Genomic DNA, 24,983 nt, shown 5'->3' on the forward strand with positions numbered 1-24,983 from the left:
TCTTCACAGAAAAATAAGGTTGTGAAAACCACTTATATTTATATCTATTTTTTATGAATAGTAAAAACGATCAATCTTTAAACAGGATGACTTCTCGCAATTTCTTGGCTAATCATCACCGCTGTTGCAGCAGACAATGTCCATCCCAAATGCCCATGCCCCGTATTATAAAATACCCGTTCACGCTTACCACGCTTTACCACTGGCATCATATTTGGCATCATCGGTCTTAAGCCAGCCCACGGTATACAATGCTCCGTTGAAATATCAAAGTTTTTATTCACCCAATCGGTCAAAGGTTGAATACGATCAGAACGAATATCACGGTTATAACCATTAAATTCAGCCGTTCCTGCGATACGTAAACGATTTGCACCCAAACGAGAAGTCACAATTTTGGCACTTTCATCAAGCAAACTAACCCAAGGTGCGCCATTAATACTCTTTTCATCATCCAATTGCACAGTAATTGAATACCCCTTTACTGGATAAACATTGACACGATCACCCAATTGATTGGCCAAATGATAGCTTCCCACACCACCACAAACCACAACCGCATCTGCACTCAACTGTTCAATGACTTTTGACTGACCATCTCTATGCTCACCACTTGGATGATATTGAATATTCACTCCTTGAGCTGTGTGTTCAACATTAACCACTTCCATGCCAAAAATATATTTCACACCATATTTTTCAGTCGCTTTGGCTAAACCCGTAGTGAATTTATGAATATCACCTGTTGCATCACCTGGACAATAAAATCCACCGTAATATTCACCTTTTAAGCTTGGCTCAATACTTTGAATCTCTTCAGGAGTAACTGCATGACGTTCCAAACCACCTTTACACAGTAGGCCATTGACCCGAGTCGCCACCTCATAGTCTTGTTCAGTATGATAAAAATGCAAAATGCCTCGTTTTTCTAAATCAAAATGAATACCTTCTTGTTCAGCGATATTAAATAAGCGCTGACGAGCCAACAGTGCCATTTTTACTGTATCTTGTGTGTTAGATTCATAATGTTTGATATTGCCTAAAAATTCAGCCAACCATGCATATTTGTGCAAGTCAAAAGATGGATTGAGCAATAATGGCGCATCTTTACGCGCCATCCACTTAATGCCTTTTAATACTGTTGATTTTTGATTCCAAACCTCAGCATTGCATGCCGATAGCTGACCGCCATTGGCAAACGAGGTTTCCATCGCAGGGAAAAGATGTTTATCGATCACCGTAACTTGATAGCCCAATTGAGCAAGCTCATAAGCTGATGTTACACCTGTAATCCCTGAGCCGATCACAACAATATGACACATACGCACACTCCTTTGAAAATGCAATATTTTTTTTAAATGCATTATTTCAAGCATGCCCCATCTGTCATGTGTACCTGAGAGCTTCGATAAAACTTAAACCATTCAAGTTTTACCATCCCCTTCGGTGAGCCATTTGCTTATTTTTACAATAGAATGGCTTCTCTCCAGATTTTAAAAATTATTACAGTCCTTTTGCCTGAGAGTTTCCGGGGTCGTTGCTCCTTCGGCGAGCCTACAAGAGACTTCTCTCCTGCAATAATATTTAATTATAGTAAAGCAACTTATATGCCATTTTCAGAAACAAATACAATAGATATTCGTAGACTTGTGTAAGTAAATTGGCTTGAACTCATCCTCTTTTTTAATGGAAATAGGCTATTTAGTGATTCACTGAAGCATATCTAAATACATTCAAATCATCATATTCAATTTGCGGTTTTTTATGCGAGATAATGTCCGAGAGCAATTTTGCAGAACCGCATGACATCGTCCAACCCAGTGTTCCATGTCCAGTATTGGTATAAAGATTTTGATACTTGGTTTTACCCACTATCGGTGTACCATCAGGCGTTGCAGGTCGCAAACCTGTCCAAAAATGTGCCTCTGAAATATCACTGGCATTGGGGAACAATTGCTGCAAAACCATCAATAAGGTATTTTCACGGCTGGATTTTAGAGAGCGATCAAAACCATTAATTTCAGCCATTCCCCCAACACGAATACGATCATCAAAACGGGTTAAGGCGATTTTATAGGTTTCATCGAGAATCGTTGAAACAGGTGATAATTCTGGATCAATAATTTTTGTGGTAATTGAATAACCTTTCAATGGATAAACAGGTGCATCTATTCCTAACTGTTTTAATATTTCATGGCTATAACTACCCAATGCAATCACATAAGCATCACCTTTTATTTTTGTACCATCTTTTAATTGAATGGCAGTAATTTGGTCTGCATTTTTTTCAATAGATTCTATAGTTGCATTAAATAAGAAATTTACACCCTGCTTTGCCGCCAATTCAGCAAGCTCAGTGGTAAATTTTTGACAGTCTCCTGTCTGATCATTGGGAAGACGTAAGCCACCAACAAAATCTACCGTAGCATGTGCAAGTGCAGGCTCGGCTTTGATTACACCCTGCTTATCCAATAACTCAAATGGGACACCTTCATGCTTTAAAACTTCGGTATCTTTACCTGCGACATCTAATTGCTCTTGCTTCCTAAATAATTGCAATGTGCCCAATTGACGTTCATCAAAATGAATCCCTGTTTCAGCACGTAATTCATCTAAACAATCACGACTATATTCAGAAATCCGAACCATACGTTCTTTATTGATCTGATAGCGATCGATATTACACTCAGCCAACATGCGTACCATCCACTGATATTGAAACATATCGCCTGTGAGTTTAATGGCAAGGGGTGAATGCGGTTGAAACATCCATTTAAAGGCTTTTAAAGGAATACCGGGAGCAGCCCAAGGAGAAGCATAACCGGGGGAAATTTGCCCAGCATTGGCAAAACTGGTTTCTAATGCGACATTTGGCTGACGATCAATGACTGTGACTTCATGTCCTGCTTGTTTTAAATAATATGCTGACGTTGTACCTATGACACCTGCACCAAGAACGACTATATGCATAATAAACCGATCCTTAAACGAATCATTCGTCTTATAATAAAAATTTATAACTAATGATAAATATATTTATCATTGTTTAAATTTAGCACTTTTCATCTTTTTCGCAATAAAGATTTAGTGATGAAGTGTCAAACATGATCAAGAATTATGATTATATGTAATTTTAATTTTAGAAAAAATTAAGGATATTAAACTGCCTCAATATCCTTAAAGTGCAATACTTATACTTTAATCTTTTAAATTAATAATATTTTAAATTAACGATGTGTATGGATCGACATCACAATGCCGAAACTGGCCAATAACGCAATAACCGCGGTTCCGCCATAGCTCATTAAAGGCAAAGGATCACCTGTTACAGGTAAAATACCGCTGACCATCCCCGAATTTACAAAGACATAGAAAAATAAAGATAATCCAATGGTCCCTGCCAATAAGCGACCATAGTTATGAAAGCAATTCAAACTGATCATTAAGCATCTAAAAATCATCGCTGCATAAAGTACAAATAAGAAGAAAACACCAATAAAACCAAACTCTTCAGCATAGGTCGACATAATAAAGTCAGTATGATGCTCAGGTAAATAACCCAATTGCGATTGTGTTCCTTCCAAGAAACCACGACCAGTAATCCCACCTGAACCTATGGCAATTTTTGACTGGATAATATTCCAACCTGCACCTAATGCATCCGACTCAGGATCAAATAAAGTCAAAATACGCTTCTTCTGATATGTCTGAAGAACAAAAGTCCAAATCACTGGAAATGCGAGTGCCAAAGCAGCTAAAGTTCCAATAATCAGCGTCCAAGACATTCCACTTAAAAACAGTGCAAACACGCCGCCAATGATAATACCAATCGCTAAATCGGGTTGTAATAATGCCAATACAAAAGGCACGAGCATGATGATCACAGCAACAACAATATGTCTAAACTTGGGTGGTAATGGATTACGAGCAAAGTACCAAGCCATCATCAATGGCATAGCAAACTTCATAAACTCACTCGGCTGCATACTGCCAATGCCTGGAACAGTTAACCAACGCTTAGCACCTAAACGTACATCACCAACCAGTAACACCAAAATCAGTAATAAAATGGCGAATAGATAAAACCATGGGCTGATTGCCTGATAAACTTTAGGAGGAATTTGCGCACAAATAAATAACAGTACAAATCCCACACCGAAGCTGATTCCTTGACGTATCACCATAGATACATCTTCTGACGATGCACTATAAACCATCAATAAACCAAGAACGGTATTGATCAATAGAAAACCAAGCAACCAAGGATCTAAATGTAATTTGTCCCATCTAGATACATTTTGATTAATGCTTATACCATCTCGAACAGATTGGCGTAAAAACTTATACTGGGGTGATGGCGTCATGGAAAAGATCTGTAGACATGCTTATTCAAGATAAAACGATAAGATAAATTTTAAGTAAGAAAATCTATCCACCAACAATAATTTTGATTTTACCCTATTTTCATTGCTGTGACTGTAAAATCAATTTTGCTAATTCAAGATCGTCTGGATAGGTTATTTTTATATTATCAGAACGCCCCATCACCACTTGTACAGGTTCATTGATGTACTCAAGCGCACTGGCTTCATCTGTAATGACAATATCATTCGCTAAAGCATGTTCAATTGCAGATTTGAGTTTTGCAAGTGTTGACACTTGTGGTGTCTGAGCTTGCCATAATTGGTCACGACTCACGGTTTTATCAATCTGATGTTCAGTTACTACAAATTTTAATGTATCGCGTACAGGTATCGCCAATATTGCACTGACATCTTGCTCAATTGCAGTATTCAGTAAATCGACCAAACATGCAGTTGTCACGCATGGTCGAGCTGCATCATGTACAAAAACGATATCTTGAGGATCTGCAATATGTGAAAGATAATTTAAGGCATTTAAAACCGAATCAACCCGTTCCGCACCGCCTTTGCAAAAGTGAGCAATTTCTTTATGGCTTAAATTGAGTGTTTGCGCAAAATCATCTTGTTCACCAACCGCTAAAATATAACCTGCTAATGGCAATTGATTCAGTCGGTCAATGGTATGTTCTAATACTGTTTTATTCTCAATGATTTGATATTGTTTAAGTTGTGTTTTAGAAAAACGACTCCCTGTACCAGCAGCAGGAATAATTGCCCATATTTTACGGTTGGTCTGGTGCAGGGTCGTCTTGGTCTTCATTGGTTCTTAAATCTGCATTTGGATCTATATAAATCGGTTTGTAATGGGTACTGATGGTACTCATTTGTACAAATGTTTCGTGTGGCTTCACTAGACCGAGGTCTAAACGTGCATGTTCTTCAATGGCTTCAGCACCATTTTTTAAATCATACACTTCCGCAGCGAGAATACGGTTTCTTTCTTTTAGGTCAGTGTTTACTTCAGTTTGTTGCTGAATTTGCTGAACTAAAGCTTGATGAGGGAAATAACCACCCTCACCAAACCAGAAGCGATACTGTAGGATTGCGATAATCAATATCGCAATCACTAAGATCACTTTACTTGAAGTTGTTTTAAATACTTCTAACATGAGTCATTCAAAGAATTAATTTAAACCTTTGAATTCAGCTTTACCGCGATAAGCTGCATGAGTCAATTCTTCAATACGAAGTAATTGGTTATATTTTGCAACACGGTCAGAACGGCATAGTGAACCCGTCTTAATTTGACCTGCAGCTGTACCTACTGCTAAATCAGCAATCGTAGAATCTTCAGTTTCACCTGAACGATGTGAAATTACAGTAGAGTAACCATTTGCTTTAGCAAGATAGATTGCATCTAGAGTTTCAGTCAAAGTACCGATTTGGTTATATTTGATTAAGATCGAGTTACCAACTTTCTCATCAATACCACGTTGTAAAATCTTAGGATTGGTTACGAATAAATCATCCCCCACCAATTGGATTTTATCGCCAAGGATAGATGTTAAATAAGACCAACCTTCCCAATCAGACTCATCTAAACCATCTTCGATTGAAATAATTGGATATTGATTAACTAGACCAGCTAAATAATCAGAAAATTGGTTGCTTGTGAATGCTTTGTTACCTTCACCTGCAAGAATATATTGACCATTCTTGTAGAATTCTGAAGATGCGCAATCAAGTGCAAGCATGATGTCAGAACCTGCTTTATAGCCAGTTTTGTCAATTGCTTCAAGAATAACAGTAATCGCTTCTTCGTTTGAACGTAAGTTCGGCGCAAAACCACCTTCATCACCTACAGCAGTATTTAAACCTTTTTTGTTTAAAACTGATTTTAGAGAATGGAAGATTTCAGCACCCGCACGTAACGCTTCTGCAAATGATGTAAAGCCTACTGGCTCAATCATAAATTCTTGAATATCAACATTATTGTCTGCATGTGAACCACCGTTGATGATGTTCATCATTGGCACAGGCATAGTTAATGTTGTTTGACCACGTAAGTCAGCGATATATTGGAATAATTCAGTTTTCTTTTCAGTTGCAGCAGCGCGTGCAGCAGCCAAAGAAACAGCCAAAGTCGCATTCGCACCTAATTTTTCTTTATTTTCAGTACCATCAAGCGCGATCATTTTGTCATCAAGCGCTTTTTGTTCAAATACGTTTTGACCTTTTAATAAGTCTTTGATTTGACCATTTACGTTTTGAACTGCAGTGCGAACACCTTTACCTAAGTAACGTGCTTTATCGCCATCACGAAGTTCTAAAGCTTCACGAGAACCAGTTGAAGCACCAGATGGTGCACATGCACGGCCAACAACGCCAGAGTCTAGGATTACGTCAGCTTCGATGGTTGGGTTACCACGAGAGTCCAAAATTTCACGTGCACGAATGTCAACGATTTGGCTCATGAATAATTCCTCAGTTGATTAAAAATAAGATGCCTTACTAAAAAGGCATCAATGTGTATCTAATTTTTTGAACCCTTTCACCAAGGTGTCCAATTCTTTTATTTGCGCCAAGAATGGTTCAAGTTGTGACATACGCAAAGCGCATGGTCCATCACATTTGGCTTTTTCAGGATCAGGATGACCTTCCAAGAATAGACCCGCTAAACCTGTTGCCATACCTGCACGTGCCAAAGTTGTGATTTGAGCACGACGACCGCCTGCTGAATCAGCACGACCGCCCGGTGTTTGCAACGCATGCGTCACATCAAAGAACACAGGGACATTCATTTCTTTCATGGTGTCGAAGCCTAGCATATCAACAACCAAGTTGTTGTAACCAAATGCAGAACCACGCTCACAAAGAATCAGTTTGTCATTTCCAGCTTCTAAACACTTGTTCAGAATATGACGCATTTCATGCGGTGCTAAAAATTGTGCTTTTTTGATGTTAATAATGGCTTGTGTTTTTGCCATTGCTTCAACAAGGTCAGTCTGGCGACTTAGAAATGCAGGAAGTTGAATAATATCCGCAACTTCTGCAACAGGTGCAGCTTGGTAAGGTTCATGTACATCAGTAATGATCGGTACATTGAAATGTTTCTTAATGTCAGCTAACCACTCAATTCCTTTTTCCAAGCCTGGACCACGGAATGAATGCAAACTTGAACGATTGGCTTTATCAAAACTTGCTTTAAACACATATGGGATATCTAAGCGTTTACAGATATCGACATAAGTTTCAGCAATTTCAAAAGCTAAATCTTTAGACTCGAGTACGTTCATTCCGCCGAATAATACAAATGGCAAATGATTTGCCATTTGTATATCGCCTAAACGTACAATTTCTTGTGGTTTTAATTGTGACATTTAAACTTCCTAGTTATGTTGCTACACACTTATTTACTATTTTGATGCTGTTTTTTTGCAGCGTCGATAAAGCTAGCAAATAATGGATGCCCATCACGTGGTGAACTTGTAAATTCTGGGTGGAATTGTACAGCAATAAACCAAGGATGTTCAGGAATTTCTACTGTTTCAACAAGGTGTTGTACCGCAGAGTAGCCTGAAATTTTCATGCCTGCTTGTTCAATTGCAGGAATGAAACGATCATTCATTTCATAGCGATGACGATGGCGTTCTGTGATTTCAGCTTTCGCATAAACTTCACGCGTCTTCGTGCCTTCAACCAATTCAGATGTTTGCGCACCTAAACGCATCGTTCCACCAAGATTTGACTCAGTGCTACGGTGTTGAATTTCACCACGCTCATCTAACCACTCAGTGATTAAACCAATCAATGGGAACTTCGTAGAACGATTAAATTCAGTTGATGTTGCTTCAGGCATACCCGCAACATGACGTGCAAATTCAATCACAGCCAATTGCATACCTAAACAAATACCAAGGAATGGCACACCATTTTCACGAGCAAACTGAATCGCCTTCATTTTGCCTTCAGTACCACGCTCACCAAAACCACCTGGAACTAAAATCGCATCCATATCTTTTAATACTTCAGCGACATTTTGAGTTTCAAGCTCTTCAGCATTGACATATTCAATTTGAACTTTAACGCGGTTTTGAATCCCTGCATGTAAAAGTGCTTCATTTACAGACTTATAGGCATCTGGTAATTCAACATATTTACCCACCATCGCAACACGTACAGTATATTCAGGGTTTAACAATGCTTCTACAACGTGATCCCAATCTGAAAGATCAGCTTCAGGTAAACCATCATAGCCAAAACGTTCACAGATTAAATCGTCAACATTTTGTTCATAGAATGTGCGTGGAATTTGGTAAATCGAACGTGCATCTTTACATACCACAACAGCGCGAGCTTCAACGTTTGTGAATAATGCAATTTTACGTGTCGTATCTGCATCAACATCGTGTTCAGTACGGCAAATCAAAATGTCTGGCTGAATACCAATCGACAATAATTCTTTTACAGAATGTTGTGTCGGTTTGGTTTTAAGTTCCGCCGCAGACTTGATATAAGGAAGCAAAGTCAAATGCATCAGCATGGTACGTTTATGACCAAGCTCAACCATTAACTGACGTACAGATTCCATGAATGGAAGCGATTCGATATCACCAACAGTTCCGCCAATTTCGACAATAGCAACGTCATAGCCTTCACCTGCACGAAGAACTCGTTCTTTAATATTGTCGGTAATATGTGGAATAACTTGTACTGTACCGCCAAGGTAGTCACCACGGCGTTCTTTATTTAAAACGTCTTGGTAAACACGACCTGAAGTAAAGTTATTCAGTTTGGTCATTTTTGCACGACGTAAGAAACGTTCGTAATAACCCAAGTCTAAGTCAGTTTCGGCACCATCCTCTGTGACAAAAACTTCACCGTGCTGGAATGGGCTCATAGTCCCAGGATCGACATTAATGTATGGATCCATTTTGACCATGGTTACTTTTAAACCACGGGCTTCTAAAAGTGCAGCAACTGAAGCAGCTGAAATACCTTTACCTAGTGATGATACAACACCACCAGTTACGAATATAAAATGGGTCATTAAGTTTCTCGTACAATGGAGCCTAAATTGGCCTACAATGTTGTGCGATTTTACTTTACTCTGTACCAAGAAAGCAAAGTCAATTCGCATCAATTCATAGAACAATAAACAATTGACTATTCTATCAGCATTTCCAATAAAAATTTAGCTCTTGATAAGATGATTTTCAAATATCATTTTGCTGTTATACTGCTACTATCTCTCTAATATGTATTGTTTTGAGTAATTATGAATAAGAAACTTTTAATTTGTGGTGCAATCGCGACTGTACTACTTGTATCTGCTTGTGTAAAAAAAGAAGCGCCTAAAGAAGATGAGCAAGTTGAGACCACTCAAACTGCAACATCTGAGCCTGCACAGTTCGAAAACCTACCAAGTGCTGAACAAAATAATACTCAACAGGCTGAAGCACCTTCACAAGTTGAAATTGAGCGTACACAAACTGAAAACACGACCACTGAAATTCGTCGTGAAACGCACGAAGCACATGCGACAACTCAAAATCAAGCAACTGAAACCAAACCTGCTGAAGAATCTAAGCCTGCTAAAGCTGAATCTGTAAAAGTAGAAACAAGCCAAGCTGCGCCTAAAGCAACAGCTGGCACTGCACAATCGGAAGATGATGCTGTTGCTGCTGCGATCGCTGCTGCGACACCTGCTTTGAAAAATTAATTTTAAATTTTTCATAAAAAACCAGTCATGATTGACTGGTTTTTTATTGGGTTACTCATCAGGTTGATGATTGAATTACAAATTAATACTGCTTTAAAAAATCGGCAATCAGTTTAGATGCCCACGATTTACTATTCAAACCTTCATAAAAACCGCAATGGCTTCCCTTCCTGGTCGTCACAACCATAATATTATCCATCTGTTGAATAATGTCTTTATAAGGTTCTAAATTCTTAATTGAGCATACAGGGTCATCTTCCGCATTTAAAATTAATAAAGGAATCTTCACATTTTCAAATACATAAACTGGATTAATGGCTTGGTCATAACTTTGATAATCAGTAAAACCTGCCATTTCATAATATGCAGTTTGAAATTCTTGTAAGGTCTTGGTTGTCAGTACTTTTTCAACTGAAGCAACAGCATTCCATGTGTTTTTATAAGGATAAACAAAGGCTTTGAATAACTTTTGTGTCATCATTTTACTATAAAAAGGATGTACATTTTCAAACCCAGTTTGCGTATTATAGCCTGGACACATTGCAAAAGCAGCTTCAAAAGGCGTATCTAAACCCTGCTCACCCAAATATCGTACCAATAAACCCGTACCAGCAGATGAACCAACAGCATAGAGCTTAGATTGCGGGAATACTTGTTGAATATGAGTTAATTGTTCTTTTAAGTCCGACGTTGATCCAAAAATCGACATTTGTGGAACAGGCATAGGCAAACCTGCATGTCCACGGCGTAAACACAGCGCAATTCTCCAACCTGTATATTCATGTAGATCTTTGACCAACTCACGCATACTTTCAGGAGTCCCTGTAATGGTATGCATCACCACAATTGTTGGTGTTTCTTTTGGTAAATCATAACCATACCATGCAATTGCAGTAACACCACCATCTTGCATCGTCAGTTGTTCAATACGGTCATATTTCAGCTTGATTGTTTTCTTCTTAATCACATCAAAATAAATTAAATGAATATGCTGATTACTTAACCACGGTGTAGGTCGGTATTTCTGTTGTAATTGAGGGAGTTTATCTACCAAATCTTTAAATTGCCCTTTTTGGTCATAGTACATTTTAGGCAGTTCAGCACCAGTCACCTGATCCAATACAGATTGTGCAAACTGAGTGAATTTATTGATGATTGACATGCTATAACTCTCTATTCAATACATTTAAAAATGATTCAATAACAACAATTTTATTATTACTTTGTATTTACAACAATGAAATACGCAGCAAGTTTCTCATGATCAATATTCACCATGAGAAACTTTTTTCAATCAAAATAATTATTTAGGTATAAATGCAGCCATACGTTGTCCCATTTGTGCTGCCAAAGCTTCCAAGCCACTTTTTGGACGTAACATCACTTCAAAATCAACGATTTTACCTTGCTCATTAAAACGGATCATATCAATCCCTTTTAATTTCTTTTCACCAACATTGGCAGAAAACTCAAGTACCACACTTTGCTGATCTTCTGTATAAAACTCACGGTGATACGTGAAATTTTCAAAAATCTGAATCACATTGCTTAAAATAAAAAATACCACTTGTTTGCCTTCATATGCGTTATAAGCCACAGGTGAACGGAATACCACTTCGTCTGCCAGTAACTCATTGAGAATATTCATATCACGGCTTTCTATCATCGTGTGCCATTTTTCGAGTGAAGTTTTTGTATTGATGTAGCTCATTTTTATATCCTTATTGAATCAAAATATTCACACCAAGATTAACGCAATGAATGCTCCTTATCCTTCAGGGATGAAGAATATAGTTCCGCAAGAGGATGAGAGGAAATTTGTATCTCAACTCATCATTTAATTCTAGGTACTCCTCCTTTTTTAAAGGGGGTTAGGGGGATTATTATCTAAAAAAACCTCTCCCTAACCCTCTCCTACAAGGAGAGGAAACCCATTAAATTTTCAAAGCGAATTGTCTTGGCAAATAAAATTAAATCACTGCTGCTAAATCAGCACCTTGGCGAATTGCACGTTTAGCATCCAATTCACCCGCTTCTTTCGCACCACCAATCAAATGCACAGATTTACCATCAGCTTTTAATTGATCAAACATTGCGGTGTAAGGCTCTTGCCCTGCACAAATCACCACATTATCAACATCAAGAATCATAGATTTATCACCTACAGTGATATGCAAACCTTGATCATCAATTTTGTCGTAGCTCGCACCCGGAATCATATTGACATGACGATGTTTTAAACCTGTACGATGAATCCAACCCGTTGTTTTTCCTAAGCCTGCGCCAACTGACGAAGTTTTACGCTGTAAGAGGTAAATTTCACGTGGAGACTGTTCAACTTCAGGTTGTTTCAAACCGCCCACATGTGCATAAGACGTGTCAATGCCCCATTCATCATAGAATTTTTGAGGATTCAAACTACCGCTTTCACCTTCGTGAGATAAATATTCAGCCGTATCAAAACCAATACCGCCTGCACCAATCACCGCAACTTTCTTACCAACTGGTTTACGCTCACGTAACACTTCGATATAAGTCAATACTTTAGGATGATCAATCCCTTCAATATCCAAATGACGTGGTGTGACACCTGTTGCAACCACAACATCATCAAAGTTTTCAGCACTTAATTCTTCATAAGTTGCAGTATGGTTGAGGACTAATTTAATTTTCGGTTGTAATTCAATTTTGCGTTTGAAATAACGTAAAGTTTCATAAAACTCTTCTTTACCTGGAATCGTTTTCGCAATATTGAACTGACCACCAATTTGATTCGATGCTTCAAAAATGGTGACGTTATGACCACGATCAGCCGCATAAGTTGCAAAGCTTAAACCTGCAGGGCCTGCGCCGATTACAGCAATATTTTTAGCGACTGTTGATTCTTTGAAAATAAGCTCAGTTTCGTAACATGCACGTGGATTCACCAAACATGTTGCAATTGTCATTGAGAAAATATGATCTAAACACGCTTGGTTGCAGCCGATACAGGTATTAATTTCATCTGCACGACCTTGTTCAGCTTTCAAAACAAATTGTGAATCTGCAAGCATTGGGCGTGCCATCGAAATCATATCTGCATCGCCTTGTGCTAAAACATGTTCAGCCATTTCAGGGGTATTGATACGATTTGAAGTGATTAAAGGAACATTCACAGAACCTTTTAATTTTTTAGTAACCCATGTAAATGCAGCACGAGGCACTTTAGTCGCAATGGTTGGAATACGCGCTTCATGCCAACCAATACCTGTATTGATAATGGTTGCACCAGCCTTTTCAATTTCTTTAGCAAGTTGAATGACTTCTTCTAAAGTAGAACCCCCTTCAACCAAATCCAACATTGAAAGACGATAGATAATAATGAAGTTTTCACCGACTTCTTCACGGGTACGTCTTACGATTTCGATCGGGAAACGAATACGCTTTTCATAACTTCCGCCCCATTCATCATCACGATGGTTGGTACGTGCTGCAATGAATTCATTGATCAAATAACCTTCTGAACCCATAATTTCAACGCCATCATAACCCGCGATTTGCGATAATTTTGCGCAATTAGCAAAGTCAGCAATGGTTTGATTCACTTCAGCAGAAGTTAGAGCATGTGGTTTTACTGGGTTAATCGGTGCTTGAATTGCAGAAGGTGCAACGTTTTCAGCCTGATAAGAATAACGACCTGTATGTAAAATCTGTAAAGCAATTTTACCACCTGCATCGTGTACTGCTTGGGTAATGACTTTATGTTTTTCAGCTTCTTCCAAAGTATCTAACTTAGAACCACCATGAAAAGTCACACCATGATCATTGGGTGAAATACCACCAGTAACGATCAGCCCAACACCACCAGCAGCACGTTCTGCATAAAATGCAGCCATACGATCATAACCACCTGGAACTTCCTCTAGACCAACATGCATTGAACCCATCAATACACGGTTTTTAAGTGTGGTAAAGCCCAAATCTAAAGGCGCAAGTAAATGCGGGTAATTAGACATATATACTCCTTGGCGTGCTTTCGCTGGCTGGTATGTGCATTTAATACAAAATTTAACGGATTAATTTAATGCAACAAGTTGCATAGTTTTTATATTTATAATCGAGATTTGATTTTTATGCAACATGTTGCATAATGACTCTACATCCATTTTATTTGCGAAATATTACCGAAATGTCATTAGCCCATGTTTTATTGACAAGTTTGATTGAAAAACCCAGTACAGGTTTTGAACTGGCGCGTCGTTTTGATCGTTCGATGGGCTTCTTTTGGAATGCAACACATCAACAGATTTATCGTGAACTCAACGGGATGCAAAAAAAGGGTTGGATTTCGACTTTAGAAGATCAAGCAGATACTGGACGTAAAAAAACCTATCAAGTTGAACAACTTGGGCGTATTGAACTAACAGAATGGCTGGTCAAGCAAGGACAACCTGCACAACTACGTGAAGAAATTATGGTGCGTTTACGTGTAGAAGCTCAACTCGGTGGTAATTCTGTATTACCAGAATTAGAGCGGCATTTAGAATTGCATCGTGAAAATTTAAAGCTTTATCAACAAATATTTGCCAAAGATTTTGCACATACAGATGACCAAGACCGTACTTTATATATTCATAAAATGATTTTACAATTGGGAATAGACTTAGAAAATGGTTGGATCAATTGGCTCAATCAAGTCATTCCACAACTTAAAACATTTGAAAATCAAGAAAATATATAAGGAACGCTATGCCACATTATACAATGCCTGATGGTGAGCTTTTGTTTGTACGTGAAATTGGTCAAGGTGAACCTGTCCTCGTACTTTCAGGCTTAGGTATGCAAAGTTGGCAATGGCTTCCCTTTTTATTACCCAATATAAATCACTATAAATTTCACATTCCAGATTGGCGTGGCTTTGGTGGATCGAGTCATTGTAAAATTCCACATGATCTCGATGCGATTCAAAATCATTGGCGTGATGTAGAAAGCCTAATTACACAAATCAAGCTAAAAGACTTTATTCTCATGGCTTATTCCATGGGGGCAACCACAGCCATGCATGGCATGCAATATGGAAATTTACAAGAAAAATTAAAAGCGTATTTGCACATTGACCAAACACCAAAAATTCCGACTGACGATACATGGGAGTTTGGGCTATTTGGGAATAAGTACTTTAAGTTTAGACGTTTACTTGAAGATTTTTCGGTTTTTCTACATCAATATTCAATGTACCGTTTTGTCGATGATTTACCTGCTGCGCCTAGAACTGAATTGGTTCAAATGTGGGCAAATTTTATTAAATTACAAGGGAGTAATAAAATCAGCCCTTTTATATTTAATTTGGCATTAAAACATCAACAATTACAAAAATATTTACTACCAATCAAACGTTTAGATTACCTCACATGGTATATCGATAATTACTTAAATCACGATGAAGATTATCGTGAAGCCATTTCAAAGCTTAATTGTCCAACGACTTTCTTCATTGGTGAAAAATCGACCTTGTACCCTGCGACAGGTCAAATCGAGATTTCAAACAGTATCAATCATGCAGAAAATATTATTTTCAAACGATCAGGACATACGCCATTGATCACTGAACCAGTTAAGTTTGGTCGTGAAATTTCTGCATTTTTAAAGAAAGTAACTTAAATAAGCTCGATAAAGCTTGTTTATTCTACTGTTCTATAAAAACAAATTTTGATTAGAAACAAAGCCATCAGTTAAAGGTGGCTTATAATCAAGCTCGTATAGAAATAAAATCAAAGTGTTATTTTTAATTCCATGTTTCATAAAACAAATCATTCAGCCACGCATCTACTCGCTTGCAAACTTGCTCATTCAAAACTCATATTCAGCAATACACCTAAATAATTTCTAAAATAAATATATTAAAAAATAGTAATAAACTTAAATAATTCTCACACTATGAAAATAAATACAAGAATAAATATGCATTAATTTTGAGAAAGACATGTTTTAAGCTGTATCTTTTTGTTCCAAATAAATAAGCCATAACGATTTAATCCTAAAATAAAAAAAGTTTGAAAAATCACTTTTATTTTCAAAGCGCACAAGATTGATCACAATGATAAGGATATTGTATGAGTGAAACACATAGCTATCAGCCACATGAAAAGCGTGATCGCGTCATGGCCATTGTTGGCGCGGCTTCGGGGAATTTAGTCGAGTGGTTTGATTTTTATATCTATGCCGCATTTGCGATTTATTTTACACATGCTTTAACTGCTCCAGACATGAGTGACTCCTCAAAGGCAATTTATGTATGGGGCGTTTTCGCTGCCAGTTTCTTTATGCGACCTTTGGGTAGTTGGTTATTTGGATGGATTGGGGATACTTATGGACGTAAAAAGTCGATGATTATCTCTATCACATTAATGGCAATCAGCTCATTTCTTTTTGCAGCCTTACCAACTTATGAGCAAGTTGGTATGGCCGCACCCTTTTTGCTCCTTGCTGTTCGTTTATTGCAAGGACTTTCTGTGGGTGGTGAATATGGAACTGTAGCAACCTATATGAGTGAGGTTGCACTTAAAGGACAGCGTGGTTTTTATGCTTCTTTTCAATATGTGACATTATCAGGTGGGCAGCTTTTAGCAAGTGCGCTCGGGGTAATCATGTTGGCATTTATGTCCAAAGAGCAGTTAATGGACGGTGGTTGGCGTATTCCATTTATTATAGGTGGGGTTGTTGCTATTTTATCTTTCTTTGCTCGTCGCCATTTGAAAGAAACGCTACCTGAGGATGAAGGTCAAAAAGAAGGTTCAGGTAGTTTAAAAGAGTTATTTAAACACAACTGGAAAACCTTCCTTTTGGTGGTTGGTTATACCTCTGCGGGTTCTCTTTGTTTTTATATCATCACGGTTTATTCAAAAACCTACATCACCAGTTTAGGTTTTGACGATAAAACTGTGGGTTATATGATGACCATCGCACTATTTGTGTTCATGTGTGCTCAGCCTTTGTTTGGAATGCTTTCAGACCGAATTGGACGCCGTGCTTCTATGATGCTTTTTAGTATCACTTGTGCAATTTTTATCTATCCAGTGATGGTTATTGCAATGCCGTATTTTCATGGCTCAGCTGTTATTGTGACTTTGTTATTGATATTTCTCATGTTCTTGTTGAGTTTTTATACCTCGATTAGTGGGTTGGTTAAGGCAGAAATGTTCCCGCCTTATATCCGTGCTTTAGGTGTCGGTTTTGCCTATGCTGTGGGGAATGCAATATTTGGTGGTTCAGCACCTGCTGTAGCTTTAAAACTGAAAGACTTAGGACATGAAAATACTTTCTTTGTTTATGTGATAGTTATGCTTATTATTTGTTTGTTCTGTAGTATGCAACTGCCGAAACAACCTAAATATCTACATCACGATCATTAATTTTCATACTGATCTAAATGCACTAAAGGTCTGCTTATGCAGATCTTTTTATTTATCGAATATAAATCTAGGTTGGATATATTAAGCTTCAGTATTTTTGATGAGGATTGCATGAACGCTATTCAGTTAGAGAGAAAAACTGTTTAGTTTTTGCTCAGCGCTTAAGTGAATTTCACTCGAATAATATGATAAAAATAACAATTTATTAGTCATAATAAAAACACTATTTATTATATATTTTAATTTCATATACAGCACTACAAAAGGAAATTCTATGAACGATTTATGGCTACCTACTTTAATTACAGCAAATCCACAAGAAGGCTTCGATTTAGCCGTCACATTAAGCCGTCGAAGTGTAAAAACCACGCAACCCGATGTAGAAGTACTTAAAAAACTACGTCCTGAATATTCTAACAACGCCGATTCACTGATCGCCTCTTCACAAGTTATCTCAACTTATTTTCAAACGATTGCAGCTGCAAATAACTATTGGAAATAAAGAGTAAACCGCGATTGTGAGTGCATAAACTATATTCCCTACTCAATGTAGGGAGCACAATATCTTGATGATTCAAATTTTCAATATTTATTGTTTCTTAAATAAAATTGCCATTCCTCCTATCGAAATAGGAGGGATGTTATAAAAATCAGAACTTTAAAGTAAATTAAACACTCAACATACTATTTAAAGTTTCACTGACATTTTTAGATTTCACTTGCGGTTTTAATGCTTCAAGTGCAACTTTAACTTCACTACGCTGTGGTTCTGCCAAAGTGTACCAGCGTGTTAAAGCTTGCAATAAACGAGAACCTAGAATTGGGTTTTTCTCATCTAAATACTTCGCCAAGTCTACAAAATGCTGAATACCAAAACTCCATGTATTTACAGGATTGGCATTTAAACCACCACTCACTGAACGAATACGGTTTGGTGTACCCAAATCATAGTCTGCATGTGATGTTAAATATTGAATGGTTTCAGCAGTCGCTTTCGGATGTGCAGCTTGAATCATAAACCACTGATCCATAGACAAGTCTTCATCTTTAAAACGATTGTAGAAATCTTGCAACGCATCTTTGGCTTGCGGTGCGTCATCCCAAACCAATACTTTTAATGCACCTAAACGTTCAGACATATTGCCCGTATTTTTATACTGCGCATAAGCCAAATCAAACACTTCTGTATCGCCTTGACGTGCCATAAAACTCAACATGATATTTTTTAGCGCGCGTACACCCATCGCTTGAGAAAATTCATTCTGAGTATCTGGATCAAGAGATAGATACGTTTCTTTAGCAAAATCACCTAAGATTTGAGCCAATTGATTTAACAAAGCCTCACGTGCTTCATTCACCACAACAGGATTATAATCAGTATCAATACGACTACCTAAATAGCCTTCTGTCGGCACATCGAATAGACGAGAAGCCAATAGTGGATCTTTGGCAATCACAGACGGTAAAGCTTGCTGAATCGCATTGATGTAAATTTGCGCATCATGACCGTTCAGTAATACACGCTCAAGCAAAGTTTGAGTTGCTTGCCATTGGTTAAAACCATTGGTTTCGTATTGCAATAAGAATGCAAGCTCTTCATCTGAATAGTTAAATTCAAGATTTACAGGCGCAGAAAAATTACGCAATAACGACGCAACTGGTTTTCCAGTAATACCCGTAAATTCAATCGTCGCTTCATCTTGATCAAATAGATACACACCATCTTTGACATCGTTTGCAACCAAAGCATCTGAATGAAGTGTATATTGCTCACCTGTTTCTGCATTGAATAACGCCAAAGCTACAGGAATCGGCACAGCTTTAAGGTTTGGATATTTTGGATGTTCTTTCAAACTTTGTTTAAAACTCAAACGATAAATTTGATTTGCTGCATCATATTCACCCTGCGCTTCTAGTTTTGGCGTACCCGGTTGGTTGTACCAAATGAGGAATGCAGATAAATCGACACCAGAACCCGCTGTTAAAGCTGCAACCCAATCTTCAACTGTTACAGCTTGACCGTCATGGCGTAAGAAATATTCATCTGTGCCCTTACGGAATTTTTCTTTACCCAGTAAAGTCGCCATCATACGGTTAATTTCTGCACCTTTGTCGTACACAGTCGCCGTATAGAAGTTATTAATTTCGACAAAATGATCTGGGCGTGGTGGGTGCGATAACGGGCCTGCATCTTCTGGGAATTGATGCCCTTTTAATATTGCAACATCATCAATACGTTGTACTGCAGCCGATTGTAAATCTTCTGAGAATGACTGATCACGGAAAACCGTTAAGCCTTCTTTTAAACACAATTGGAACCAATCACGACACGTAATACGGTTACCTGTCCAGTTATGGAAATACTCATGGGCAATCACAGACTGTACACGCATGATCGCCGAGTCAGTGGTATATTCTTCATCAGCTAAAACACATGCGGTATTGAAAATATTTAAACCTTTATTCTCCATTGCGCCCATGTTGAACTGGCTCGTTGCAACGATCATATAATTATCAAGATCATACGGACGTCCATAATGCTCTTCGTCCCAACGCATCGAATGTTTTAAAGCTTCCATGGCAATATGACACTTTGGAATATCTTTTTCTTCTGCATAGATTTCTAAAGCAACATCACGACCTTCTGAAGTGGTATAACGATCTTTGAGTACAGCCAAATCACCAATCACACAAGCAAATAAATAAGCAGGTTTTTTAGTTGGATCTTCCCAAATCGTATAATGACGATTGTTTTCCGCTTCACCTGCTTCGATCAAGTTACCATTCGCCAAAAGCACTGGATATTTTTTATCAGCTTCTACACGTGTGGTGAATACAGACAAAACATCTGGACGGTCTGGGTAGAACGTGATTTTACGGAAACCTTCAGGCTCATTTTGAGTAACAAATAAATCACCACCAGCAAGATACAAACCTTCAAGCTGTGTATTCGTTTCAGGATGGATCACGACACTCGTTTCAATAACAGCGTCATCAGGTGCATTTGTAATTACCAGTTGTTCAGAATCTAACGTGTACTCACTTTCAGTAAGTTGCTTACCATTGATAGAAATTGATTTTAATTCAAGATCTCGCCCCAACAAAATCAAAGCGCCAGCAGCTTGTCTTTGCATGACTAATTTCGAATTTACATTGGTGTGATCATCGTAAACTTGAATATCAAGCTGGATTGAGTCGACAAGAAAAGAAGGCTTTTGATAATCTTTTAAATATACCGTTTGATCTGCTTCAACTACTGGGTTTGCCGCAATGTTCATATAATGTCCTAATTCTGTTGTTTAGCTTAGACTTATGGTTGTGAAGTCGTTTGAGCATAAGTCAAATTTCACAATTTGTCTGTGCATCGTGCTTAATTTCTATATGGGTCTGCGTGAAATTAATTTCAATCTTGAAATGCAAAAATCATGCGAATTAAACTTTATTTATACAACTTTTTTGCAAAGAATCTCAATCATTCATACATATTCTTGTATAGATAAATCTGTTATTTTTATCTTTATTGATCATTTTTTATCTAATAGCAGATTTAACTAAAAACTTGGTATTTCACTTACTGGATATATTAACGTTAACGGATTTGATGTTAATGCAATAAAACCTAAGTTCTCGTAAAATGTCTTTGCCCTCTCATCTTTCGCATGTATCACAACAAAATTTACACCTATAATTTGAGCTACTTTTGAAATTTGCCTAAGTGCATGTGCTAAAAGCATCCTTCCGATGCCCTGACCTTGTGCCATCTGATCAACTGCAAAACGGCCAATAACAATACTAGGCAATGGGTAACGAGGTAATCGTTTAGTGTGCATATCATCCAACATATCAAAAGCAATAGAAGTACTAGATAGACAATAAAACCCTAAAACCTGTTCCTGCTGGTCAACTGCTACATACGTTTTGCTTGTACCCGTTTTTTGATGTTGAGAAGCATATTGTTTTATGAACTTATTTAAATCATCCTGCCCACAATTAAAGGTTTTTCTTTGATGATGAGCCCTTAAAACTTCAATTTTCATCGAATGAGCTCATCAGCTTTTTCATCGCCTCATTTGCAGGACGTGGATTTTCAAGTAAATTCATTAACATATCACGATCAGTATGATTTACTTTTAACTCACTCTCCGCTTTTAATAAGTCTTTTGCACGCTCAAAAGAGGATTGAATAATAAAAGAACTTACACTTAGTCCTAATAAATTAGCCGCCTGCTCAATTACATTTTTTGCATCGGCTGTTGTACGGACATTTATCCGTTCAGTTGCTAAATTTGTCATATCACACCCGCCAAAAAGTACATCATTATAACGTACAAATTATAACATACGATAATATTGCTTCAACGATTTACATTGTTTATTTTGACAAGGTTTAATTCATAAATGCAAAATCAACTTAGGCTATTTTCATTACAATATGTATATTTTCCGTACGTGTGGTGACAAAGATTTTTACAACTCATTTCCACTTCTCAAGCAACTAAAAGCGTAATACTGCAATATTGTTTAAAGTAATTTTTCCACTTTTGTCACTATTTAGTTCAACCTTGTGACAAAGAAAATTTATTTAACATTCATACTTAATATTGCTTAATTCTCACTAAGCAGAACTCGCATAAGCTAAAATTCTTATTAGAAAATATTAAATTAAGAATGATAAGTATTTATTACAAAGCTTTAATCAAGTGGGAAATTACATTAATAATCATATAAATAAATCAATAAAATTCAATTCACTAATCACCCTATAAAGAATGAATCTTGCAAAAAAGAATATGAGAGTATTACCAGAGTTCAGACCAATACTGTGAGGATATTCAATATTTTTCTCAATTTTTAGATTACATTCTTTTCAAACTGACTACATTTTGAGCACAGTTATTGCTTGTTTAAATGTGTGCAACACGCACAATAGTGAATCAAACAACATAATGAGGTGCAACATGATTTTTAAAGACCATATTGTCCGTATTGATAATATCAAAACGATGCAAATGTTGAATGCCGCAAAAATTGATCACCAAGTCATTGCCATGTTTATGACCTGTGAAGGTGTACCATTAGAAAAAGAAGATGTTTGTGCAATCTTGAGACAATATGATGCACTAGGACAGCACAAAGTATCCTATAAAAAAGCAAAAGCTTTAATTCAAGCCAAAATGAATCATTTTGAGGATTCAGAACTACCATGCCCTGCGGCTTATTAGTTCTTTATTTTTAATCATTTAATAATCAATGAACGAATGGGTAAAATCATTTAAAGGTAAATAGAATTATTCGTTGGTTCTATTTGCCGTCCTTCTATCTCATAGCTGAAAATACTTTTATTCTATATTGGCAATAGAGCCTTAAACCACTTGTATGAACAAATTTAATTGGTCATTCATTTACACTCATCAGCTTTCAACCACATAGACGTGTATAATCAAAAATTATGGTTTTTTTAATATTCAACTATGCTTCAAATTTTGCAAAAACAGCTTGATGAAAGTACCTATTGCCCACTGTGTCAGGCAAGTATGTACTATGTAGAAGCTGAAGAATTTGAAAAAGAAGTTAATTTTCATCAGTGTAGTCACTGTAGCCACCAAGTTTTTCAAAATGAACAACACACCTGTCATTGTGAAACGTGTCAAAACAAACGTAAAAAACTAATTAAAGAAACACGCCTGCAAGAAGCCCGAAAATATCAGAAAAAAGACCATTTCGAGTTTGCTTTAAATCAGTTGAGTTTTTTACATAAATTATTTTTATTGAGTATTTTAGATCATCAAATCCATGAAAATACAACACATCCCGAATTTATAGACTGGGAAGTGATTAAATATCACCCGATTACACCGAATTACTATTTTCAAAGCCAACTTTTAAATCAGTTGATCAAAGATAATGTGCTGACACCTAAAGACTTTAGTGATGATGCGCATCAATATTATATCAATGTCCGTTTAGATGGTTATTCAGAACCGAGCCTTTTTAGTATTACCACCCAGTTACGTCATTGGTTTTATGAAAATTTAAGTCTAGGGATTCCATTTAAAACTGCGGAAGAAGTCAAAAATGCGTTGTATGTGGTGTTGTATCAAGAAATTGTACAATTCACTCAACATTATTGTCGTACTTGGGGCATTCAAATTTCTGGAAATAAAAATTTCCAAGCTTTTTGCTATAAGTTAATGGATAGCTTAGCAGTGGGGCAAATCTTCTATCTCATTCAAACAGCGCTAGAATATCTGCATAAGAACAAAGCATTACAAGTTAGAAATGATAATTTTATTAATACCAATATTTTAAAAAAGACGGTTCAACAATACCGTGAGCGTGCTTTGGCTGAAAAATGGGAAACCACGACCCTACCACGACCTCCAAATATTCCTTTTAGCCGTATGAGTGAAATACTTTTTAATCGTTTTTTAGGCTACGATGAAAATATTTTCTTTCAACCTGTTTGGAAGTCTTGGAAAAAGATAGAATCGCGCTTAAATTTTTATTCACAAAAACGCTGTATGTACTGTGGTTCTAATGAATTGACGGTTGATTATGATGCAGAAAATTATGTGACTTTGTTTTGCCGCAGTTGTAAACATCAAGACCACTATTTTACACAGTAAGGACTTTCCATGAATCATCCTGAAAATATTTCGAGTTCTCAACTGGATCAGCTTCATATCCAAACTGATGTGATTTTAGAAAAAGTAGTCGAAGCATGGACTGAGCTACAAACCAAACAGCCTTTGGTTCATTGTATTACTAATAGTGTTGCAGCAAATTATGCTGCCAATGTTTTACTTGCCGCAGGTGCATCTCCTGCAATGATTGATAATCCTTTTGAAGCGGAAAGTTTTGCTTCTATTGCTGCGGCATTGAGTATCAATCTAGGAACACCAACCACTGAACAGATGCAGGCAATGCAAATTGCTGCACAAACAGTCGCTACAAAAGGCACACCGTGGGTACTTGACCCTGTCGGTTATGGTGCTTTTTTAAAATGGCGCAGTGAAATGGCAGATCAGCTGGTTTTACTCAATCCAACCATTATTCGTGGTAATGCCTCTGAAATCAGTACACTAGCAGGCAATCATGTTGAATCGAAAGGTGTAGACAGCACTATATCGAGCAATGAAGTTTATTTACAGGCTTTACCGCTTTTGGCACATTGCGAATGTGTTGCGATCTCAGGTGAATCAGACTTTTTACTTTCTAAAGAATTAAATGCTGTGATTCAAGTCAATGGTGGGAGCTATTTACAACCTAAAGTCACGGCGACAGGTTGTGCACTTGGCGCTTTAATTGCAGCGTATAGTGCGGTAACAACTCCAACAATCGCTGCAATTTCAGCTCATATTCACTTTGCGATTGCAGGAAAATTGGCTTTCGATAAATCACAAAGTGTTGGCAGTTTTAATGTCGCTTTCTTGGATGAAATCTATAGCATGACTGCTGATAAAATTGTGCAATATGCAGATATTGAAGTTTTAAAATAGTTCCAAT

At 37.2% G+C, this 24,983-nt stretch carries 22 protein-coding genes and 1 riboswitch; of the genes, 8 read left to right on the plus strand and 14 right to left on the minus strand.

From position 1 onward, the window contains the following. Positions 1 to 77: 77 nt before the first annotated feature. The 8 genes from ACY45D_RS10075 to ACY45D_RS10110 form a co-directional block, all read right to left on the minus strand. The gene (locus tag ACY45D_RS10075; RefSeq protein WP_463106624.1) at positions 78 to 1,322 is read right to left on the minus strand and encodes a D-amino acid dehydrogenase; all 1,245 of its coding nucleotides are present in this window, start codon (positions 1,320 to 1,322) and stop codon (positions 78 to 80) included. Positions 1,323 to 1,496: 174 nt separating this feature from the next. After that, positions 1,497 to 1,585, minus strand: a riboswitch (glycine riboswitch). A gap of 116 nt (positions 1,586 to 1,701) precedes the next feature. Then, on the minus strand, positions 1,702 to 2,970 hold the full coding sequence (locus ACY45D_RS10080; protein ID WP_463106625.1) for a D-amino acid dehydrogenase: 1,269 nt from the start codon (positions 2,968 to 2,970) through the stop codon (positions 1,702 to 1,704). A 257-nt stretch (positions 2,971 to 3,227) separates the two neighbouring features. Continuing rightward, a complete protein-coding gene (gene rodA / locus ACY45D_RS10085) occupies positions 3,228 to 4,364 on the minus strand; it encodes a rod shape-determining protein RodA (protein ID WP_463106626.1) in 1,137 nt (378 codons plus the stop codon). Positions 4,365 to 4,464: 100 nt separating this feature from the next. Then, positions 4,465 to 5,184, minus strand: coding sequence for a 2-C-methyl-D-erythritol 4-phosphate cytidylyltransferase (gene ispD, locus ACY45D_RS10090; RefSeq protein WP_463106627.1), 720 nt, complete (start codon positions 5,182 to 5,184; stop codon positions 4,465 to 4,467). Next, entirely contained in the window at positions 5,147 to 5,533 is a 387-nt protein-coding gene (gene ftsB, locus ACY45D_RS10095; protein WP_463106628.1) for a cell division protein FtsB, read from the minus strand. Before ftsB ends, ispD begins: the two co-directional genes overlap by 38 nt. 15 nt (positions 5,534 to 5,548) lie before the next feature. Continuing rightward, entirely contained in the window at positions 5,549 to 6,838 is a 1,290-nt protein-coding gene (gene eno, locus ACY45D_RS10100) for a phosphopyruvate hydratase (RefSeq protein WP_010111701.1), read from the minus strand. Positions 6,839 to 6,886: 48 nt separating this feature from the next. Continuing rightward, positions 6,887 to 7,744: a 3-deoxy-8-phosphooctulonate synthase gene (kdsA, locus tag ACY45D_RS10105; protein WP_010111703.1), complete on the minus strand. Its 858-nt coding sequence runs from the start codon at positions 7,742 to 7,744 to the stop codon at positions 6,887 to 6,889. A gap of 29 nt (positions 7,745 to 7,773) precedes the next feature. Beyond that, on the minus strand, positions 7,774 to 9,414 hold the full coding sequence (locus tag ACY45D_RS10110; protein WP_463106629.1) for a CTP synthase: 1,641 nt from the start codon (positions 9,412 to 9,414) through the stop codon (positions 7,774 to 7,776). Between the two features lie 228 nt (positions 9,415 to 9,642). Between ACY45D_RS10110 and ACY45D_RS10115 the strand changes: the two genes are divergently transcribed. Further along, on the plus strand, positions 9,643 to 10,086 hold the full coding sequence (locus tag ACY45D_RS10115) for an internalin (protein WP_463106630.1): 444 nt from the start codon (positions 9,643 to 9,645) through the stop codon (positions 10,084 to 10,086). Between the two features lie 82 nt (positions 10,087 to 10,168). On the opposite strand, the gene ACY45D_RS10120 is transcribed toward ACY45D_RS10115, so the two are convergent. The 3 genes from ACY45D_RS10120 to ACY45D_RS10130 form a co-directional block, all read right to left on the minus strand. Further along, a complete protein-coding gene (locus ACY45D_RS10120; RefSeq protein ID WP_463106631.1) occupies positions 10,169 to 11,248 on the minus strand; it encodes a YheT family hydrolase in 1,080 nt (359 codons plus the stop codon). Positions 11,249 to 11,389: 141 nt separating this feature from the next. Next, the gene (locus tag ACY45D_RS10125; RefSeq protein ID WP_463106632.1) at positions 11,390 to 11,797 is read right to left on the minus strand and encodes a nuclear transport factor 2 family protein; all 408 of its coding nucleotides are present in this window, start codon (positions 11,795 to 11,797) and stop codon (positions 11,390 to 11,392) included. A 259-nt stretch (positions 11,798 to 12,056) separates the two neighbouring features. Next, positions 12,057 to 14,081, minus strand: a complete 2,025-nt coding sequence (locus ACY45D_RS10130) for an oxidoreductase (RefSeq protein ID WP_463106633.1) — start codon at positions 14,079 to 14,081, stop codon at positions 12,057 to 12,059. 173 nt (positions 14,082 to 14,254) lie between these two features. Here ACY45D_RS10130 and ACY45D_RS10135 point away from each other — a divergent pair, with 173 nt between their 5' ends. The 4 genes from ACY45D_RS10135 (at position 14,255) to ACY45D_RS10150 (ending at position 17,979) form a co-directional block, all read left to right on the plus strand. Further along, on the plus strand, positions 14,255 to 14,806 hold the full coding sequence (locus ACY45D_RS10135; protein WP_463106634.1) for a PadR family transcriptional regulator: 552 nt from the start codon (positions 14,255 to 14,257) through the stop codon (positions 14,804 to 14,806). An 8-nt stretch (positions 14,807 to 14,814) separates the two neighbouring features. Beyond that, entirely contained in the window at positions 14,815 to 15,726 is a 912-nt protein-coding gene (locus ACY45D_RS10140; protein WP_463106635.1) for an alpha/beta fold hydrolase, read from the plus strand. 452 nt (positions 15,727 to 16,178) lie between these two features. Beyond that, entirely contained in the window at positions 16,179 to 17,477 is a 1,299-nt protein-coding gene (locus ACY45D_RS10145; RefSeq protein ID WP_463106636.1) for an MFS transporter, read from the plus strand. 274 nt (positions 17,478 to 17,751) lie between these two features. Beyond that, entirely contained in the window at positions 17,752 to 17,979 is a 228-nt protein-coding gene (locus ACY45D_RS10150; protein ID WP_463106637.1) for a hexameric tyrosine-coordinated heme protein, read from the plus strand. 166 nt (positions 17,980 to 18,145) lie between these two features. Here the strand turns inward: ACY45D_RS10150 and pepN are convergent, their stop codons facing one another. The 3 genes from pepN to ACY45D_RS10165 all read right to left on the minus strand — a co-directional run bounded on the left by pepN (position 18,146) and on the right by ACY45D_RS10165 (position 21,770). Further along, the gene (pepN, locus tag ACY45D_RS10155; protein ID WP_463106638.1) at positions 18,146 to 20,755 is read right to left on the minus strand and encodes an aminopeptidase N; all 2,610 of its coding nucleotides are present in this window, start codon (positions 20,753 to 20,755) and stop codon (positions 18,146 to 18,148) included. Positions 20,756 to 21,028: 273 nt separating this feature from the next. Continuing rightward, complete coding sequence (locus ACY45D_RS10160) at positions 21,029 to 21,514, minus strand: GNAT family N-acetyltransferase (RefSeq protein WP_463106639.1); 486 nt, start codon at positions 21,512 to 21,514, stop codon at positions 21,029 to 21,031. Then, positions 21,504 to 21,770: a type II toxin-antitoxin system TacA family antitoxin gene (locus ACY45D_RS10165; protein WP_463106640.1), complete on the minus strand. Its 267-nt coding sequence runs from the start codon at positions 21,768 to 21,770 to the stop codon at positions 21,504 to 21,506. The genes ACY45D_RS10160 and ACY45D_RS10165 overlap by 11 nt, the downstream gene beginning before the upstream one ends. Positions 21,771 to 22,435: 665 nt before the next feature. On the opposite strand from ACY45D_RS10165, the gene ACY45D_RS10170 reads away from it, so the two are divergent. The 3 genes from ACY45D_RS10170 to thiM all read left to right on the plus strand — a co-directional run bounded on the left by ACY45D_RS10170 (position 22,436) and on the right by thiM (position 24,976). Then, positions 22,436 to 22,699, plus strand: coding sequence for a hypothetical protein (locus ACY45D_RS10170; RefSeq protein ID WP_463106641.1), 264 nt, complete (start codon positions 22,436 to 22,438; stop codon positions 22,697 to 22,699). 249 nt (positions 22,700 to 22,948) lie between these two features. Continuing rightward, a complete protein-coding gene (locus ACY45D_RS10175) occupies positions 22,949 to 24,103 on the plus strand; it encodes a hypothetical protein (RefSeq protein WP_463106642.1) in 1,155 nt (384 codons plus the stop codon). A 9-nt stretch (positions 24,104 to 24,112) separates the two neighbouring features. Beyond that, positions 24,113 to 24,976: a hydroxyethylthiazole kinase gene (gene thiM / locus ACY45D_RS10180; protein WP_463106643.1), complete on the plus strand. Its 864-nt coding sequence runs from the start codon at positions 24,113 to 24,115 to the stop codon at positions 24,974 to 24,976. The last annotated feature ends 7 nt before the right edge of the window (positions 24,977 to 24,983 follow it).

Source organism: Acinetobacter sp. BZX-2 (assembly GCF_055179795.1).

Coding starts and splice junctions, on each gene's coding strand:
- ACY45D_RS10075 (WP_463106624.1), bottom strand. CDS start 1,322: ATGTGTCATATTGTTGTGATCGGCTCAGGGATTACAGGTGTAACATCA.
- ACY45D_RS10080 (WP_463106625.1), bottom strand. CDS start 2,970: ATGCATATAGTCGTTCTTGGTGCAGGTGTCATAGGTACAACGTCAGCA.
- rodA (WP_463106626.1), bottom strand. CDS start 4,364: ATGACGCCATCACCCCAGTATAAGTTTTTACGCCAATCTGTTCGAGAT.
- ispD (WP_463106627.1), bottom strand. CDS start 5,184: ATGAAGACCAAGACGACCCTGCACCAGACCAACCGTAAAATATGGGCA.
- ftsB (WP_463106628.1), bottom strand. CDS start 5,533: ATGTTAGAAGTATTTAAAACAACTTCAAGTAAAGTGATCTTAGTGATT.
- eno (WP_010111701.1), bottom strand. CDS start 6,838: ATGAGCCAAATCGTTGACATTCGTGCACGTGAAATTTTGGACTCTCGT.
- kdsA (WP_010111703.1), bottom strand. CDS start 7,744: ATGTCACAATTAAAACCACAAGAAATTGTACGTTTAGGCGATATACAA.
- ACY45D_RS10110 (WP_463106629.1), bottom strand. CDS start 9,414: ATGACCCATTTTATATTCGTAACTGGTGGTGTTGTATCATCACTAGGT.
- ACY45D_RS10115 (WP_463106630.1), top strand. CDS start 9,643: ATGAATAAGAAACTTTTAATTTGTGGTGCAATCGCGACTGTACTACTT.
- ACY45D_RS10120 (WP_463106631.1), bottom strand. CDS start 11,248: ATGTCAATCATCAATAAATTCACTCAGTTTGCACAATCTGTATTGGAT.
- ACY45D_RS10125 (WP_463106632.1), bottom strand. CDS start 11,797: ATGAGCTACATCAATACAAAAACTTCACTCGAAAAATGGCACACGATG.
- ACY45D_RS10130 (WP_463106633.1), bottom strand. CDS start 14,081: ATGTCTAATTACCCGCATTTACTTGCGCCTTTAGATTTGGGCTTTACC.
- ACY45D_RS10135 (WP_463106634.1), top strand. CDS start 14,255: ATGTCATTAGCCCATGTTTTATTGACAAGTTTGATTGAAAAACCCAGT.
- ACY45D_RS10140 (WP_463106635.1), top strand. CDS start 14,815: ATGCCACATTATACAATGCCTGATGGTGAGCTTTTGTTTGTACGTGAA.
- ACY45D_RS10145 (WP_463106636.1), top strand. CDS start 16,179: ATGAGTGAAACACATAGCTATCAGCCACATGAAAAGCGTGATCGCGTC.
- ACY45D_RS10150 (WP_463106637.1), top strand. CDS start 17,752: ATGAACGATTTATGGCTACCTACTTTAATTACAGCAAATCCACAAGAA.
- pepN (WP_463106638.1), bottom strand. CDS start 20,755: ATGAACATTGCGGCAAACCCAGTAGTTGAAGCAGATCAAACGGTATAT.
- ACY45D_RS10160 (WP_463106639.1), bottom strand. CDS start 21,514: ATGAAAATTGAAGTTTTAAGGGCTCATCATCAAAGAAAAACCTTTAAT.
- ACY45D_RS10165 (WP_463106640.1), bottom strand. CDS start 21,770: ATGACAAATTTAGCAACTGAACGGATAAATGTCCGTACAACAGCCGAT.
- ACY45D_RS10170 (WP_463106641.1), top strand. CDS start 22,436: ATGATTTTTAAAGACCATATTGTCCGTATTGATAATATCAAAACGATG.
- ACY45D_RS10175 (WP_463106642.1), top strand. CDS start 22,949: ATGCTTCAAATTTTGCAAAAACAGCTTGATGAAAGTACCTATTGCCCA.
- thiM (WP_463106643.1), top strand. CDS start 24,113: ATGAATCATCCTGAAAATATTTCGAGTTCTCAACTGGATCAGCTTCAT.